This window comes from Cutibacterium modestum, assembly GCF_008326345.1.
GTDB lineage: Bacteria > Actinomycetota > Actinomycetes > Propionibacteriales > Propionibacteriaceae > Cutibacterium > Cutibacterium modestum.
The window spans coordinates 646,469-664,081 of record NZ_BJEN01000001.1; the positions used below are offsets into that span (position 1 = coordinate 646,469).

A 17,613-nucleotide genomic window follows, 5' to 3' on the forward strand; every position below is an offset into this window, starting at 1 on the left:
ATGGGAAATATCATGGAAACACCTATACTTTCCGGCTCCCACTTGAACGTCACCTTGGGCAATCACAAGATTCTCAATGATGTCTCCGTATCATTCCAGGCGGGAGTTATGCACGCCATACTTGGCCCCAACGGTTCTGGGAAGACCACCCTGGTACGCACGTTATGCGGAGCCCTCTCCCCCGAGTCGGGGAGCGTCAAATTCGATGGAACGGATCTATCCACGATGTCCGCATCCTGTATCGCGCGTCATATTGCGATCGTCTGGCAGAGCGCGACCGCTCCCTCTGACCTCACCGTACGTCACCTCGTTGGCTACGGGAGATATGCCCACACACCGTGGTGGCAGATAAGGGACACCAGCGCCGACAACCATGTGGAACAAGCAATGGAGCTGGCCGATGTCACGTGCTTCGCCGATCGACGCGTCACCACTCTCTCAGGCGGAGAGCGACAGAAGGTGTGGCTGGCGGCGGCCCTGGCACAGGAACCCACTGTCCTTATCCTCGATGAGCCCACAACCTATCTGGATGTCACCCATCAACTGCGAGTCCTCGATCTTGTTCGATCGCTGAACCAAGAACGGGGAATCACCGTCATAGCCGTCATGCATGACCTCACTCAAGCCGTCCGCTATTGCGACAGATGCGCCATTCTCAAAAATGGCCAGCTAACGCTCGAAGGGCCACCTGACGCGCTATCCGCCAGGCCCATCGAAGAGAACTTCGACATCGAAGCGTGGATTACGACGGATCCCCAAGGCAAGCTCCCAGTCATCCAACCACGTCGCCCCTTGAAGGAAGCACGATGAAAATCACGTTCTTGACTGTGTTCCCCGATCTCGTGAAACACGTTTCCGAAGCAGCCAAGACCATTGATCCAAGCCACGATCTTCTCGAACTGCATTTTTTAACTCTACCACGAGACCCACTCCAGAAGAACTTGAGGCACTGACAAGAGCTATTCACGACAGCGATATCCTCGTCCTTGACGCCATGGGTGGTGACCCCCAGTGGATTCGGGCTACGCGATTAACTTTGGACAACTTTGATGGGGCAGTCCTTTCTTGGGGAGCCGAGTTTATCGACAAGGTGAGATTAGGCTCGTTCTCCATGACGACAGCCCGCAATGCCATAGAAAAAACTGGCAGCCACGCTGACACCAAACACATGCCGCCAGACATGAAGACGATGCTCGGAAACACGGGAGCCCAAAAGAGTAAGAGTATTAAGGGCATACTGAATAGCGCCAGAAAAATGGTTCCTATCATCACAGAAATGGGGGCATCCACAGACACTGAAGGTGGCATCTCTGGGATAAATCGCGTACGTGCCACAGTGAAAGGGATGCGAACCACATCAAAATTTATGGCCGACGCGAAGAGATTTTCCGCGCTGGGTAAAGCCTTCCACTCGATGCGAGAACCGCAAGCAGATTTTTTCCTTCGCCATCTGCTTCATTTCGACGGCGGTCACCCAGAGGTCGTTGTGCCCACACCACCCGAGGCTCCAGCCCCTGCGAGCGTCGGTGCACCGTGGCCTAGTAGACACTTCCCCACCGTCGAAAAATACCGCCAGGAATGTGACGCCCCACACGGAAGACCCACTGTCGTCCTTCTTTACAGCGGCCTCACATATCCCTACGACAGTAACGATGTCGTACGCGCCTTGATGGATTCGTTACGTAAGGACTGCTGGGTTGTACCCATCAGCATCGTGGCCGTCGGTGGCGAATCCTTAGAGGCTCTGCGCACACTTCTGAGCGAAGCCGCACCAAAACTTATTATCAGCATGCAGGGCTTCCGCATTGGCGGGGGGCCGATGGGGGGTGATGTTGATTCCAGCACAGCCATGCTCAAATCGATCAATGCCCCGATCATGCATCCCCTTATGCTCTCCCGATACACCCAGAAACAATGGAACGAGTCACGACACGGCCTCGGTCAGAGCGAAGCCATGGTCATGCTCATGCTGCCCGAAATGGACGGTTGTCTGGCCGAGATACCGATAGCAGCGATGACTGAGCCAGCTCAAAACACGATCACGGGAGTCGTCACATCGGTACTCGTACCAATCCCAGAGCAAATTGAAAGATTTGCACGACGAGTTCGCGGCCAATTGAGATTATCGACAACTCCGGCTCCTCAGAAACGAGTCGCGCTCATTGGCTACGATTACCCTGCAGGAGAGGGGAACCTCCTCAACGGAGCCTTTCTAGACGTCAGCGAATCTATGGCGGCAATCATGCGCGAACTGTCGCACCGTGGCTATCAGACCAAGACCCCTAGCGGGCAACAACTTCTCAATGACCTATTGGTCCAAGCCGTAAACTCCCCTGAATATTCGCAGACTGTACGGCCGAAAACTTACCTACGCGCCGATGCCGAACAAGATCTGCCGCACCCTCGTGCGTGGCAAAGTATGGATGAAACACACCCAAGCCAGAGCGACTGCCCTATGACGACTCCTGAGGGCGATTTCATCATCCCCGCAGTCGACTACGGGAACGTCTTGGTCGGTATCCAACCAGGTCGTGGCTCAGTCAAGATGGCTACCGCTGACGCCCACGACACCACTCGTCCCCCACACCCGCAGTACGCCGGTTTCTACACATGGCTGAGCCAAGTCTGGAAACCAGACGTCATCATCCATGTCGGAACACACGGCACCTTGGAATTCCTCCAAGGTAAAGAGAACGCGGTCAGCGCGGAATGCTTCCCCGACATGCTCATCGGTGATATCCCCACGTGTATATCTATTACTGTGGAAACGCTGCAGAGGGGCTGATTGCGCGTCGTCGCGCACACGCGATTCTCGTGAGTTATCAACCTCCCGTGATGCAACCCACAAGACTCGACGGTGAGTTGGCAGAACTAGACGATCTCATCTCCGAATACCGACGCAGTGTCACCCTCATGCCCCAAACCAGCGCCGAGTTGCTGGAACAGGTGCACAGACGCGCCACAGCCCTACATCTTCCGACCGATCTCGACGAACTCGAGGTAGAGCTAGCGCGGACCAAGCGTTCGCTTGTCCCCATGGGTCTACACGTCTGGGGACAGGCCTATACCCCGCAGGAGGCTCGACTCATGGTGCGCGGAATGGCCGAGCACGGTTCATTTGACGGTGAACTAGCCCCCGCACTCTCCCCCAGCGAGCAAGCCAAGGTCGTCGACAAGGTGCTGGGAGAGGTTTCAGACTCACCCGACGAAACGTCTTTACCCGAAGAATCTGCGGAACCCAGAAACCCCGAAGACGAGGCACTCACGCAGGGAATAGAGCACCTGGCGTCTTGGGCACGAAATCTGTACACGCGACTACAACACAATGACGAGATGGAAGGTTTATTCCGCGCCCTCGAAGGATGTCACGTTGATGCACGCTTAGGTGGCGATCCCATACGCGATCCAGAAGTCTTGCCGTCGGGGCATTCGCTGTACCAGTTCGACTTACGGCGAGTACCCACCCCCATCGCAGTGCGACGAGGCCGTGACATCGCCAACCACGTTTGTTCTGCCTACCGCGCCAGCCACGACGGCGCTGATCCCACCACGATCGCCGTCGTGCTGTGGGGATTGGAGACCACCCGTACTCAAGGTGAAACTTATGCCCAAATCCTGAGCCTCTTAGGAGTGCGGTCTTTGACACCACGACGTCCGAACTCTCCGCACTGGGAAATCATTCCAAGCAATAAACTTGAACGCCCAAGGGTGGATGTCGTCGTAACGATCTGCGGGTTTTTTCGCGACCTCTTCAGCAATCTTATCGATGAGTTAGACGACATTCTTAATGCGGTGGCGGCCCTGGACGAACCAGCTGACATCAATCCCCTCGCTGCCCGAACGCGTCAACGGGCACAAGCCATGCGTCAATCCGGCGAACCCGAAGAGCGAATCGAAGCTCTGGCACACGCGCGAATCTTCGGGCCACCTCCGGGCCAATACGGTTCGGGGCTGACCGACATCGTCGATTCTGGACAGTGGCAAAGTCCCGAAGACCTTGCCACGGCCTTCACCGCTGCTTCAGGACACGTCTACACCCGTTATGATCACGGCACCCATGCAGACGGCCTCTATGACTCCCGGCTCAAAGATGTCGACCTCGTATCGCAGACTCGATCGTCCAACGAGTACGAGATCACCGATCTCGACCACTATTTCGAATACTTAGGGGGACTGGGTAATTCAGTTCGCGCCGCCAAGGGTAAATCAATCCCGATCCTTGTGACCGATACCACCCAAGATGAGGTGTACACGACTTCCGTTGGAAGGGCAGCTGCCAAGGGGCTGCGTACCCGCCTCCTCAACAAGGACTGGATGGAAGCCATGCTTGCCCACGGGCATCGTGGAGTCACTGAAATCGAGAAACGAGTCACCAATCTCGTCGGTCTTGCTGCTACGACAGACCAGATCGACGATTGGATGTTCGACGAGGTCTGCGACACCTACATCGATGATCCCGAGATGGTGCAACGGCTATCGAAGTTAAATCCGCATTCCCTTGCCAGCATGGCCCAACGCATGGTCGAAGCACACGACAGGTCACTGTGGAACGCTAGCGCCGAGCACCTGGACAAGCTTCACGACCTCACTTTCGACCTTGATTCCAGTTTGGAAGCTGGAACGCAAGAAATCGACTACCCATGAAGAGGCAGTCTCATAAAACCGAGAAAGGAATACTGATGACAAAAACACTTCCATACTTAGCAGTTACCTGCGCGCTTGAGCTTCTCCTCACGAGCTGTTCACAGAGCTCTCAAGGATCGTCTCGTGTTACTCCCAGCGCAGCCCCGGATGCCACCATGACACCGAGTGGAAACGTATCCAAAGATCTCGATGTAAAGACCAAGGTCATCAAGGGAGCAGGACTAGCTATCACCGTAGACAAGAGCAAGCAGCAGGTAACTTTCCAGACTGTCGATCCCAAGACCAAGAAACCAATGAAGGATTGGTACATGTTCAATGAGAAAGCGCAAACGCTTTCTTGGCACAAGTGGGTCTCCGCTATGGGTCAAGCCTTTGACTACACATTCTCCTTAACCACGCACAAAATGACCAAGATCAAAGATTTCCACCATAACGACATCACCCCCCAAGTAAAACAGATGGGATTTTGGAAACCAGCCCAAGACTCAACGAGCGATGCCGAAAAGCGTCTAGCGAAATACTTCAAGAATCGTTACGGAATGACCATCAGGCAGGCTGCCTCCGCTTGATGCCTCGTCATTTCCCCTTTGTAGCGATCGTGGGCCAGTCTGAACCCAGATTGGCCCTCACGCTGCTAGCCATCGATCCAACGATCGGTGGGGTCCTCATCACAGGCCCTTTCGGCACGGCCAAATCAACCTGTGCGAGGTCCTTCGCTGACCTCGTTCCAGGGATCGCCGTGCGTGACGTCACGGCAGGCACTACCGTGGACCGGTTGATCGGCAGTATGGATCTCGAGGCTGCATTAACCAGCGGACGACACCGTGATCATGTCGGCCTCCTCACCGAAGCCCAGACCCTGTGCGCCGACGATGTTAACCTCTTTGATGACGCCGTAACAGCTGCCCTGATCAGTCGGCCCGAAGACCTACCCCTCATAGCGACAATGGCCGTAGGGACGGACAACATCCATCCCCAGCTCCTCGACCGCTTTGGTCTGTGTGCGGTGACTGTTCCCTGTCGTGACCCAAAGGACCGGGAGCGCATTGTCAATCATCGCCTTACGTTCGACGATGACCCAGACTCCTTCATCGCTACATGCACAGATGCCACCAATGCGGTCGTGAACCGTATTTGTGCTGCTCGAGACAAACTTCCTGATCTGGAATGGACCGACGCTGCACGAAACAAATTCACGGAGCTCTTGACACTAGCGCATGCTCCCGGACAGCGCGCCGATCTTGGTTTGGCTCGATCGGCGACCGCTTACGCGGCGTGGCGGGGGGACAATAATGTCTTCGTCGAAGACGTCACTGCAGTAGCCGAACTTGTCTTGAGGCACCGTCGGCGAGACCCGTCTTCGTCTCAAGCTCCCTCACCGGATCTCAATAATGCTCACTCCCACAGTGGCCCCTCATCGCCGCACGACGGAAACGAGCAACTGGATGAAAAAGGACACGACGACAGCACAGCAGCTCCCCCGAGGGTCATCGCCCCTGAGGAAACCTTTAACGTACTCACATCCACCCCCGCAGCACATGACCGAACTCAACGTCGGGCCCGGGGACGCCGAATGGTCACCCGATCAGCAGATCTTCGGGGCCATGTGATCAGCTCGCAACCGGCTACGCAACCGGTCGATCTGTCACTGCCGGCTACCCTACGAGCAGCTGTCCCCCCACCAAAGAGCGCGGCGTGCATCAGGAGAGGGACGTGATGGGTTGTCCGTAGTCGTCAAACGCTCTGACTGGAGACGCAAGGTGCGCGAGAGTCGGACGTCGACTCTCGTCGTATTCATCGTCGACGCAAGTGGATCCATGGGTGCCCGGGGCCGAATGGCAGCCAGCAAGGCAGCAGTTATCGGCCTGCTCCAAGATGCCTACGTAAAACGTGATCGTGTCGCCGTGATCACGTTCTCTGGCAATGACGCTCGAGTGATCGTGCCTGCGACATCAAGTATCGAGCGTGCACAGCGGCTTCTGACGACGATGGCAGTCGGCGGACAGACGCCGCTAGCATCAGGGCTCTCATGCGCTGGAAGACTCATCGAGACAGAGTTGCGACGGGATTCTACCCTTCGCCCCGTCGCCATCGTGGTGACCGATGGTGGCGGTAACGTTGGACTTGACGGTCGGGTGGACCGAACTGCTACCAATCAGGCATTCGATGTCGCACAAACCTTGTCCGACGACACAAGAACCTCGTGGATCATCGTAGATACCTCCGTCAACCGAGTTCATCAAAGGGACTGCGAAGCGCTGTCAGGAATTCTTCATGCGCCTCGCATGACCATCGACGATCTGCAATCCGGAGTTTTCACCCCTTTCATTCGATCCACGAGTCGAGCCCTTCCTTATTCTTAGAGAGATTGACATGAAAAACCTATCTATCCCTTCGCGGCGATCGTTGGCCAGGAGGAGATGAAGCTTAGCCTTATCCTGTGCACTATATACCCCCGCTTATCAGGAGTACTCATCCAGGGAGACAAGGGAACAGCAAAATCAACAGCCGTCAGAGGAATGGCGCAAATAATGCCTACCATTTCTCAGGTTGACGACGTTTATCATCTAAGTGCTGATGAGCAACGTATCTACGGAGATTCTTTAGGGGTTCCAAGCTCCAAGAATCTACAGCTTCGGCAAGTTCCAGTAGTGGAGCTACCGGTTGGGGTCACCGAAGACAGGGTTGCCGGGACACTTGACGTAGAAACAGCCTTAGTCCGAGGGCAGCAAAGGTTCCAGCCTGGCCTGCTAGCGTCGGCACACCGAGGAATACTGTACATCGATGAAGTCAATCTTCTTGACGATCACATCGTCGACATCTTGCTGGATTCTGCAGCTATGGGAGTGAATACCGTTGAGCGGGAAGGCATGAGCGTGATCCATCCATCCCGTTTCAGCTTGGTAGGAACGATGAATCCCGAAGAAGGCCAGCTACGTCCACAATTGCTGGATCGGTTCGGACTGTGCGTTACGGTCCAGGGAGAGACCGATCCCGAGGTACGGATGGAGATCGTACAACGTCGACTATCATTCGAAGATGATCCTGATGGATTTATTACAGAATGGTCCTCGCATAGCAGACGATTAGCCGAACGCATCGAAAATTCCATGACCCTAGTCCAATCCGTCGAGATTCCAAAAGATATTCTTTCCACAGCGGTACAGATCTGTCTGGATTCCAACATCGACGGCCATCGAGGCGACATCACCATCATTCACGCCGCAAGAGCCTTAGCAGCGTGGGCGGGACGAGACCGAATTATTCAGGCCGATCTCGAAAAAGTCGCCCCCCTGGTCCTCAATCATCGGTTACAATATGCGTCGAGCGTCGCGCGGGCTCCACGCGGATAGACAAGATCAAGCAACAGGACCCCATCGAACACAAAGACCTCGGAGATACAACTAGACGGCATGGGAGGCTCCGGTTATTTGGGGGTCTGGTGGGTCGGGGCTTGGGTCCCTAACGATATCGGTCTTGCCTGGCTTTTCCAGCATACGTGATAGCCCCCTCAACAATGCCCTACGGGCTAATGGAGTGGAGCCCAACGCGATCACAGCCGAACACTCAGTGATCCTGCTGCGACTGGAGGTCTATACGGCAGTCACGATTCCTGCCGAGGCGGCCACGGCATGTGACCTGGTCAATGCTCAATCCTAGTCACATGTGACACTGCGAGCCGAAAACGCCGTCAGCTACCAGAACTACTCGCGGCACCAACCACATACGCAGTAACACATAGGTGGGGGCCAAATGACCCCCACCTATCACTGTCGTCAGCACATGCTGATCAACAAATAATCATCACACACCAGTATTAGGCAGTGACCCATTGCTACCGGATATGATCTGACCTGTCTTAGCATCGACCAGAACATCGTGACATTCCCGCTTCGTCGGAGACGCAGAGCTCTTTTTCACCAGGGAAGCAGAATTTTGCTTCGCCGCGGACGCGGAATCCGATTTATCCCCCAACGAAACAGAGAAGTTGTCCATCGAATGGCCCTTCTTATAGAAACCATTCCACACCTGTACGCCGTTCCCAGTCAAAACAACAGACGTCGCAGTAAAACCAGACCCGGATGGAACAACGGAAACATTCGCAAAGTCAACCCTGCCTTTAAAGAGTGCCATTCCTCCAGCATTCAAGGTAAGCTTCATGACGCCCTTCCCATTCTTCAAAGAAAGGGACGGATCACTCAGCGATAGATCAAGGAGTCCATGCACCCCCGTAAAGTGAACACCGCCAGAAAAATTAAGGTTTCCCGTCTTCGTGGCCCTATCGTAGCTACCCCCACTGAACGGGAAGTTGAACCGAGTCCCATCAGCGGAGGCTCCCCCGACATCGTCCACTTGCCTTGCATCGGGCCCTTGAGAGCATTGACGAATGAGGTCGAAACCCCCCAGTTCATGCTGCCCTTGCCAACCTTGGCTGGTATAGATGTAGGTGACGTAGCCCTCGACGCCCCAGGGACGACCGTGCACACCTGCTTGCGGATAATCTTGTGGGCACCCGTGGACGGAGCCTCACCAGCAGCAGCTCCCGTCGCAGCATCCGACTGTGGCGCCATAATTGTGTTTTGGTCAGGTTTGGGAGCCACCGTCGGCTTTGGTTTAACACTCGGCTTAGGAGCCACCGTCGGCTCCGGGCGAGAGGATTGAGACCCAAGCTTTAAGGACGAATCGATGTCATCCATGGGCTTTCCAGCTTGATAGAAGCCAGCGAATGCATCGACGGCTTGGCTATTCAGCTTGACATTGGTCCCCACAACCTGAGCTGCATCGTTTTGACCCTGCGTAATAGAGCCGGTCATATCAACGAAAGTTATACGGCCATAGTCAACCAACTGCCCGACCATAGTCTTGGACTTCACAGACATAATCACATGATCATCGCCATTGTTAACGACAATCTCAGGGTCAGCGAGAGTAAGATCCATTCTTCCGCCAACACCGGTAAAATGAACAGTACCGGAGTACTTCACATCTGCCCTCTGCGCAGTGGAACTCAAGCTACCTTTGCTCGCCGGGAATGAAAATGTTTTGCCATTCCAACTTGCGCCGCTACTCGTGGACCATGATCCATGCATCATCATTTTTAGAGCATTCAAAAAATGAGAATTTATGGTCCAGTGCATTGCACCCGATGCAACCTGCCGTTGACTCTGGTCTGCATCAGGTTGATCAGCCCAAGCTGGCCCGGTACTCATGCCTACACTGGCAGCCACCGCAGCCACAGCCGCAAGCCGAACTATACGAGTAGCACGGCTAACAATACTCACCATCGCGTCTACTCCCTTCTGAGGAGCGGAGGCGGGAAACCTATATTCCCCAAGGATCCTCCGCAACCCACGACGGATGTTCCTTTCCACTCATCCTCCTGGTGTTCCGGCTTCCAGATGAATTAACACATCCAGGTCACGGTTGCGGGACAGCGCCGAAATACTCACCGGCTTCCCCAAGGGGACAAGCGCTCAGCATCAGCTGATGGCGTAACTATAACATGGCATATATTCATCACATCGACCCCCCTGAACCACTGACCATTTCCCCTCAACCAAGGCGTTAAGCAAAGAAGTATCCCCTGGATCGCATACTCTTCCCAGGTACTCATAGGAGATATTTTTGCATCAAAATAGATCGATTGATGAACGTTAGTGCATGCAAATATTTTCCATCTCCCATATCCTGGGGCTCTTGTTCTCATGCGGCAGTTATCACACATGTTCGTGGAAATATGGATGCCCTTTATTCACCTTCGCTACCACACAGCGCCAGTAAAACCGCCTGACGAAGAACAGTCACGTTTCTTCCTCATCGCCGATCAAGGGCGGAGAGCTCCCACAATCCGTGACCACACCCGATCGATCTGCTCGGGCAGATCCTCCAGCGGAACGCTGGTATCGATAATGACATCGGCAACCGCCAGACGCTCCTTACGAGAAGCCTGAGCACGAATCCTCGCCCACGCATCGGCCTGACTGCACCCATCCCTCTCGACAACCCGACGTACCTGCTCAGCCGGATCGACGTCGGCCACCATCACGACATCGAACTCGTCGGCACGCCCAGTTTCGACGAGCAGCGGGATGTCATGGACAACGACCACGAGTCCATCGGCGGCCCGGGCTTCCTCGTCGACCCGGTGGGCAGCTTCTTCTACCAGCGGATGAATAATGGCTTCAAGACGGCGACGCGCCTGCAAATCAGCAAACACGATCGACCCCAGAGCCGATCGATTAAGAGAACCATCAGCAACAAGAACCTCACACCCAAAGGCCTCAACGACCCGAGCAAGCCCCTGCGTCCCCACCGCAACGACATCCCGGGAGAGCCGGTCATAATCGATAATGACAGCTCCACGCTCACCCAGCATCTGCGACACCGTCGACTTACCACTGGCAATACCACCAGTCAGACCCACCCGAACAACACCACCGGTCCCGGCGACCCAACCAGCTCGCGCAACATCCCGCGCCGTCGTCTCATCACTTACCACCGTGCGCCTCACATCCCGTCTCCCCCGGGCACCCTGCTAATTATCGACGCAGATGCTTCACAACCCTGCCACGGTCCACCACAACAGTCTCACCACCACAATCGCATTCATGACTAATCTCCACCACAGTGACCCCAGGCAAACACCGCGCCAAATTCACACGAATCTCAACTGCCAAATCAGGATCTACAGACGCAGTAAACTCATCAAGAATAAGGACCCTCGGCCGCTGCAGAATCACCCTGGCCACTGTTAACCGCTGAGCCTGACCCCCCGAAAGCCTCGTACCAGCCGGCCCAACAACGGTACGCAACCCAGCCTCCATACCACGCACCTCACCAGCCAAACCAACCTCACCAAGAACACGCCACAACTCACCATCACCAGCATCAGGAGCCACCAACCTCAAATTGTCAGCAATAGAAGCATTCAACAACTCCACCCGCTGCGAAACCACCCCGATGGATCTGCGCAACGAATCAAGAGTGAACGACGACACCGGATCACCATCCACCAGAACCTGCCCAACATCCGGATCATGATGACGCAACAACAAATTCACCAACGTCGTCTTACCCGAACCCGACGCCCCCGTCACAACGACATGACCCCCAGCCGGAACACCCAAAGTGACATCCTCAAGCACCGCAGGCAACGGCACACCATCCGCGTCACGATAACAAAAACTCACACCCCGCCACCCCAGCGCCGGAGCATGATCCAAACACAATTCCTCCGGCCCATCAACAACTTCCACCGGTGAATAACTCAGACACCACAGACGCCTCGCAGCTGCCAACGAATGATCAAGATACCCGACAGCATCCTCCACACCCCGCAACCCCTCAACAACCCTTAAACCCGCAACCACCAAAACACACACCCCAACACCATCCACACCACCACTCACACCCACAACAGACACCCAAGCGACGATCCCCATCGTGGCGGCCACACAGGAGGCCCGACGCATGGCGGCATAACGGCGGGCTTTGGCGGACCCAGCAGCAATGTCCGCATCGAGACGAGCCATCTGCATAGTCCGGTCGGACTGACGGCCATACCCGACGATCTCCGCGGCACCGAAGACCGAGTCGGTGATGTGAGCAGCCAGTTCGCGTCTCACCCCAAGCATCTCGTGGATGGCGTCCAGACTGGCATGTGTCCCGATGGCCAGCAGGGCCACGATGAGGACGACGAGGATAACGGCTGGAATGGCTACCACAAACCATCCGTATAGGACTCCCCCCGTAACCACAGCGACAAGCGGGGCCACGATAGCTGCCACCACGGGAGCGAAGGTGTGAGCATAGACCACCTCGATGCGATCGACATCGCGAGTAAGACTGGCCAACACATCGCCAGTACGCGAGTGCGAAACAACTGCCGGAGCCTTGGGCCACAGCTGGGAGAAAGCGTAGGTGCGCAATATCTCCAGAGCTTTGAAAGCCACATAGTGCCCGCTGAACTGCTCCAGATAGTAGGCAAGGGCCTGTACAGCTGCCAGCCCGACAACCCATCCCAACCACGCCCACGCCGACCAGCCAGCGGTAACAACAGCGACCATTCCCCCGGCGGCCATCGAGAACAGGCCGATGTCGGCTAGCAGGTGAACAACCCTCATGAGGGTTGAAAAGTACAGCGGTGGATGCACTGGACGGGTGATATTGGTGAGCCACCTCACGACTTGGCGGGTCGATGGTTCAGTCATGCCCAGTCCTCCGTCTCAGTTCGGTCATCCTCGATGGAATCGACATCGTCAGCCGGTGAGAGCGTGCCTGCGCTGACCCGCTGGACGTCGTGGGCCAGTCTCAACAACCGGCGACGATGAGTCACCATCACGACGGTGGTGCTGTCACCAATCTGCGAGATAGCGTCGATAATGCGGCGCTCGGAATCAGCATCGACGTGAGACGTCGGCTCATCAAGCAGCAGGATGTTACGTCCTGACAGGAAAGCCCTGGCTAACGAGATCCGTTGAGCCTGCCCGCCCGACATCAATCTTCCTTGCTCCCCCACATCGGAGTCCAGACCCTTCGGCATCGCCTCAACTTCGTCGGCCACGCCAGCTCGTCGTAATGCATCCCGCATCTGCTCACGTGTGGCGTTCGGGTTCGCGATCGCAAGGTTGTCTGCCACAGTGCCCGCAAAGAGCCAGGTACGCTGGTTCACTGAAGCACTAATACTCCTGACTGCCCCCGGTGCAGCTGTTAAGGCGTCGAAACCACCGACATAGACCTCCCCGCTCTTAGGAGGCAGAGTCCCGCTAAGGACAGAAAGCAACGTCGACTTGCCAGCCCCAGAACGGCCAATGATGGCGGTACGACCACCGTGGGTAATATCGAGGCTGACCCCGTGCAGGACCTCGGTTTCACCGTATCCGACGCTGACGTTACGCAGCCGAATAGTTCCGTCCTCTGACACAGGGACATGAGCTGACCGCTGCGATGTCGGCATCGAGGATGCGGAATCCGAAGTCATTAGCGCTGACGGAGCCGCGTCGAACCACTTCCTCAGCGCCTTCTGGGAGGCGATACCCCCCATGCCGATGTAGAAGAAAGCAGCGACCTGGTGCAGCGGTTCCAGCAGCAGCACCGACAGCAGCACGATGGTAATCGCCGAAGTCGCCGAAATATCGTCACCCTGCCACCTCGTCATGGCCAAACCCGCAGCCATAGCGATGAAGAGCAGGGAGAACAGACCATCAACGACAACAATGACGATCTGATTGCCAGCCAATAGCTTCATGATGGTCCTGCGGTTAGTCTCACCTCGTCGACGCAGATCGTCCTCCACTCGCCGTCCCGCACCCAGCATTCGGATGAGGACGAGATTTGACAGAGCATCCAAGTAGTGAGCAGTAAGACGGGCACGCTCACGATGAGAATCTGACGATCGCTTGCGAAACAGCTTGACGAATCCACCAATCAGCGTCGGAATGAGGGGGCAGGCTAGTAACACGACCAGGCCGGTGAGCCAGTCCAAACCGACGAGGATAACCAGACACACCAACACCGGAGTGGCCAGGGCCGCAAGGATGTCAGGGAGAAAAACTTGACGATACTCACTGACCCGCTCAGCATTATCGGTAGCTAAAGTAATGACTCGTTCCCCCTCGTCTGCGGCAGGCGGGCCAGTGAGAGATCGACGGTAAAGAACATCGAGAACTTTGGGGTGCAGAGCTGCCTCCTCAGCACGGGCATGACGGCCCGACATCGACACCGCAGCCCCAGCCGCAACAGCAGCCACCACCCCACCGATGCCCATCGCCCAGCACCAGCCAAGAGCCGGGGCGAAATCCTCGAAACGACCACCGATAATTTGGCCTACTGCGACGAGGAAAAGGCAAGTAGCGACGACCTCCACAATATGAACGGCAGCCACACGTCGGGCTCGCGAACCCGACTGTGGCGACATCACCGATACTGAACCCGACATGGCTTCCTTCGCTCATCGTGGCTGGCGGTTCGGGCGCGTCTCGGCAGGATGACGAGCTCCCCTCCCGGCAAGGTGACGACCTCGATGGGCCATCGATACACCGTGGTGAGATTATCCTCGGTGAGCACCTCCTCAGCTGGCCCCACGGCCAGTATTTTTCCTCCGGACAACAAAGCGATCCGGTCGCAGCACGCTGCCGCCAACGCCACGTCGTGCATGACGGCAACGACCGCGCACCCCGCATCGGCCAATTCGTGACAGATCGCCATAGTGCGTTCCTGATGACAGATATCGAGGGCAGCAGTCGGCTCATCAAGGAAAACACAGGGTGCCTGCTGGGCGAGCACCCTGGCCAACGTCACCCGGGCGCGTTCGCCACCTGACAGACGCGTCACCTCTCGATCGACAAGGTCAGTGACCTCGGTACGTTCCATCGCCCTATCGACGATAACGGCGTCGTCAGGGCCGCGTGGATGTGGGGATCGTCCCATCATGACAATGTCGTGAACGAGATAGGAGAAGGGGAACTCGCTGAACTGGGGCATCACTGAGCGACGCAGCGCCAGCTGGGGACGAGAGAGCTTTTGAAGAGGCGCTCCGTCGAGTTCAACCGTTCCCTGCCAACCCTCAAGGTCACCACAGAGCACGCTCAGTAGGGTGGATTTACCCGCGCCATTTGGCCCCAGCAAACCGACGAATTCACCTGCTTGGACGTCGAGGTTGATCCCGTCGAGGATCCTTCGCTCCCCGTAACAAAAGATCACGTCCCGCGCACGGATCATCACAGGGTTTTCTCACCACCCATGCCTCGTCTCAACAATATGAAGAAAGTAGGGCCGCCAACGATGGCAGTAAAGATGCCAATGGGTAGATCGGCGTAGGGCACCACAGTTCGGGCAGCGATGTCGGACAGTGTGACCAACAGGCAACCTCCCAACAAGGCAGACGGGATGAGCCATTTGTTGGCTGGCCCGATGAGCAGCCTCAAAACATGCGGCACTATGAGCCCCACAAATGTGATAACTCCGGCATAAGCCACCGCCGCCGAAGTAAGCAGTGCTGTCAAAGCTATCGATGACAACCGTAACCGATTGACGTTGACTCCCAAGTGCCCTGCAGCCCTCTCACCCAAGGCCAGAGTGTCGAGCTTGCCAGCGATAAGGATGGCCCAGACAATTCCGACGCTGGCTACCGTCCCGACCGTTGCCACGTGACTCCAGGTTGTCCCGCTCAGGGAGCCCATCTGCCAGAAGACAATTTGATCCCGGGCGGTAGTCGGCGCAACATAAGTGGATATTGAGGTGATAGCCGAACACACAGCCGTCACCGCGATACCAGTCAGAACCAGGGTCGTCGACTCAGCTCGTCGTCCGGACCGCGCCATAATGTAGACCGAACTGGCCGCAAGCAGCCCGGACACAAATGCCGCTGTCGGCACCCCGAACCCGGACAAAAAATTGGGGGCGACCACAATCATGATCGATGCCCCCACAGCCGCCCCCGATGACACGCCAATGACACCGGGTTCAGCGAGCGGATTGGAAAACAGCGCCTGCATGACGGCTCCGGCCACAGCAAGACTAGCCCCCACCAACAGGCCAAGAACAATGCGCGGAAAGCGGATCTGCCACAGCACCGACTCGGCCATGGCGTCGGTGGCCGACCCTCCGAAAACGATTTTGATGACGTCGGCGGCCTTGACGCGGTACTGACCAACCATCGCTGACAACAGCACTAAACCACACACGATGATGACGAGGCAAATAGTGGAGATAACGCGAACCTGAGTCCGTCGCTCAATCCCAGAACGCTGGACAACCGGCTGTGACAGGGTGCTCATTTGACTCCGTACAAAGCCTTGGCCACAGCGGTCAAGACCTCCCCGGTTTGGGGCCCGAAAGACAACGAGATCCCATCAGGAATGGAAATAACCCGTTGCTTGCGCCCTGCGGTGGTGTTAGCGACGCCAGCTCTGGCCAGCAGTCCCTTCATCCCCCCGGTGGAAGCAAGCCCATCCCTCATGACGAAGATCGCATCCGGGTTGATGGAGACCAGGGATTCGGCATTGGCAGGTACGAGGGTCTTTATACCTTTGTCGGAGGCGACGTCATCGGCACCCACCCCCTGGATGAGCTCGCTGGCCCCGTTCTCAGAACCAAGAATGAAGAAAACGCCAGCATTTCCGCGAACGTAGAGGAAAGCGACTCGCATCGGCTTGGCAGGTTTCCATGCTGCTATCTGCTTTTTGGCCTGGTTGATCTGCTCTTGGGTACGTTTCACCAGGGCTTCGCCGGCATCAGGCTTTCCGACGGCATTGGCAATAGTGCGAGTAAGCTGAGGAGTGGAGCCGACACTGCGGTGAGGATCTACGAGCACCACCGGAATCCCGGATTTACGGAGCTGATCGAGGGCCTCCTTCGGGCCCACGCTGCGGTCGGCGATGATGACCGACGGTTTCAGACCTGCGACGGCCTCGACGTTAAGAACGTGTCCGTTTTCTGTCACCACGGGGCGGTCATGCAACTGCTTTTCAGTGGAGGAAACAGTGCGCCCGACGATCTTGTCGCCCAATCCAAGTCCAATGAGGGTGCGTGACAAGGTACCGTAGAGGTCAAGAGCGAGAATTCTCGAGGTGCTTTTGATCGTCACCTTGTTCCCCTCGACGTCAGTGACGGTCACTGGAAGTTTTTGGGCAGACGACCCCTCGACTGGTTTCGGATCAGGTACTTCTGGCACTTCCGTGAGACCGCGAAGGGTGTGCGGGTCAGGCAAATCCGGCGCTGCCTGTGAAGTGGCTGATGCCGCCCTCGTCGACGATGTCGCGACGGACGGTACCGGCGTGGAGGATGTGGCGGGACCTTGGGAGGTCGAGGAGGAATGACCACAGCCGGCCACCAACATGGTCAGAGCCAGGCCGACTCCGGCAACTCGACGGTACATCCGGATCATGGTTCTCAACTTTCGAAACTCGTTTTCGGGAATGTGGCAGGGATGGGGACGAGTGCCCCCATCCCTCCGGCACTTTGTCTGCG

At 56.5% G+C, this 17,613-nt stretch carries 10 protein-coding genes and 3 pseudogenes; 5 read left to right on the forward strand and 8 right to left on the reverse strand.

Annotation, left to right across the window (positions count from 1 at the left end):
• The 5 genes and pseudogenes from F1563_RS03240 (at window position 1) to F1563_RS03265 (ending at window position 7,997) form a co-directional block, all read left to right on the forward strand.
• On the forward strand, window positions 1-810 hold the full coding sequence (locus tag F1563_RS03240) for an ABC transporter ATP-binding protein (protein ID WP_002527604.1): 810 nt from the start codon (window positions 1-3) through the stop codon (window positions 808-810).
• Window positions 807-4,644: pseudogene (locus F1563_RS03250) on the forward strand (cobaltochelatase subunit CobN). The gene F1563_RS03240 and the pseudogene F1563_RS03250 overlap by 4 nt, the downstream one beginning before the upstream one ends.
• A 155-nt stretch (window positions 4,645-4,799) precedes the next feature.
• The gene (locus F1563_RS03255; protein WP_002513891.1) at window positions 4,800-5,213 is read left to right on the forward strand and encodes a hypothetical protein; all 414 of its coding nucleotides are present in this window, start codon (window positions 4,800-4,802) and stop codon (window positions 5,211-5,213) included.
• Window positions 5,213-7,007 (forward strand): annotated as a pseudogene (locus tag F1563_RS03260) (VWA domain-containing protein). The gene F1563_RS03255 and the pseudogene F1563_RS03260 overlap by 1 nt, the downstream one beginning before the upstream one ends.
• A 57-nt stretch (window positions 7,008-7,064) precedes the next feature.
• Window positions 7,065-7,997 carry a magnesium chelatase ATPase subunit I gene (locus tag F1563_RS03265; RefSeq protein WP_007433685.1) on the forward strand — a complete coding sequence of 311 codons (933 nt, stop codon included), beginning with the start codon at window positions 7,065-7,067 and terminating at the stop codon, window positions 7,995-7,997.
• A gap of 451 nt (window positions 7,998-8,448) precedes the next feature.
• On the opposite strand, the gene F1563_RS14030 is transcribed toward F1563_RS03265, so the two are convergent.
• The 8 genes and pseudogenes from F1563_RS14030 to F1563_RS03300 all read right to left on the reverse strand — a co-directional run bounded on the left by F1563_RS14030 (window position 8,449) and on the right by F1563_RS03300 (window position 17,260).
• Window positions 8,449-9,129, reverse strand: coding sequence for an HtaA domain-containing protein (locus F1563_RS14030; protein WP_002546466.1), 681 nt, complete (start codon window positions 9,127-9,129; stop codon window positions 8,449-8,451).
• A gap of 257 nt (window positions 9,130-9,386) precedes the next feature.
• Window positions 9,387-9,929: pseudogene (locus F1563_RS14725) on the reverse strand (HtaA domain-containing protein); the annotation flags it as partial.
• 539 nt (window positions 9,930-10,468) lie between these two features.
• A complete protein-coding gene (gene coaE / locus F1563_RS03275) occupies window positions 10,469-11,155 on the reverse strand; it encodes a dephospho-CoA kinase (RefSeq protein WP_002513895.1) in 687 nt (228 codons plus the stop codon).
• 28 nt (window positions 11,156-11,183) lie between these two features.
• Window positions 11,184-12,854: an amino acid ABC transporter ATP-binding/permease protein gene (locus tag F1563_RS03280; RefSeq protein WP_002513896.1), complete on the reverse strand. Its 1,671-nt coding sequence runs from the start codon at window positions 12,852-12,854 to the stop codon at window positions 11,184-11,186.
• Window positions 12,851-14,581, reverse strand: a complete 1,731-nt coding sequence (locus tag F1563_RS03285; protein WP_007433682.1) for an ABC transporter ATP-binding protein/permease — start codon at window positions 14,579-14,581, stop codon at window positions 12,851-12,853. Before F1563_RS03285 ends, F1563_RS03280 begins: the two co-directional genes overlap by 4 nt.
• Entirely contained in the window at window positions 14,560-15,363 is an 804-nt protein-coding gene (locus F1563_RS03290) for a heme ABC transporter ATP-binding protein (protein WP_002527614.1), read from the reverse strand. The genes F1563_RS03285 and F1563_RS03290 overlap by 22 nt, the downstream gene beginning before the upstream one ends.
• Window positions 15,363-16,421 (reverse strand): FecCD family ABC transporter permease, encoded by a 1,059-nt coding sequence (locus F1563_RS03295; protein WP_002527615.1) that lies wholly within the window; start codon window positions 16,419-16,421, stop codon window positions 15,363-15,365. Before F1563_RS03295 ends, F1563_RS03290 begins: the two co-directional genes overlap by 1 nt.
• Entirely contained in the window at window positions 16,418-17,260 is an 843-nt protein-coding gene (locus tag F1563_RS03300) for a heme/hemin ABC transporter substrate-binding protein (RefSeq protein ID WP_002527616.1), read from the reverse strand. Before F1563_RS03300 ends, F1563_RS03295 begins: the two co-directional genes overlap by 4 nt.
• Window positions 17,261-17,613: the final 353 nt, after the last annotated feature.

What these genes read in the sequence shown, in the direction of transcription:
- F1563_RS03295 (WP_002527615.1), bottom strand. Translation starts at nt 16,421, where the DNA reads ATGAGCACCCTGTCACAGCCGGTTGTCCAGCGTTCTGGGATTGAGCGA.
- F1563_RS03265 (WP_007433685.1), top strand. Translation starts at nt 7,065, where the DNA reads ATGAAGCTTAGCCTTATCCTGTGCACTATATACCCCCGCTTATCAGGA.
- F1563_RS03285 (WP_007433682.1), bottom strand. Translation starts at nt 14,581, where the DNA reads ATGTCGGGTTCAGTATCGGTGATGTCGCCACAGTCGGGTTCGCGAGCC.
- F1563_RS03240 (WP_002527604.1), top strand. Translation starts at nt 1, where the DNA reads ATGGGAAATATCATGGAAACACCTATACTTTCCGGCTCCCACTTGAAC.
- F1563_RS03290 (WP_002527614.1), bottom strand. Translation starts at nt 15,363, where the DNA reads ATGATCCGTGCGCGGGACGTGATCTTTTGTTACGGGGAGCGAAGGATC.
- F1563_RS03255 (WP_002513891.1), top strand. Translation starts at nt 4,800, where the DNA reads ATGACACCGAGTGGAAACGTATCCAAAGATCTCGATGTAAAGACCAAG.
- F1563_RS03280 (WP_002513896.1), bottom strand. Translation starts at nt 12,854, where the DNA reads ATGACTGAACCATCGACCCGCCAAGTCGTGAGGTGGCTCACCAATATC.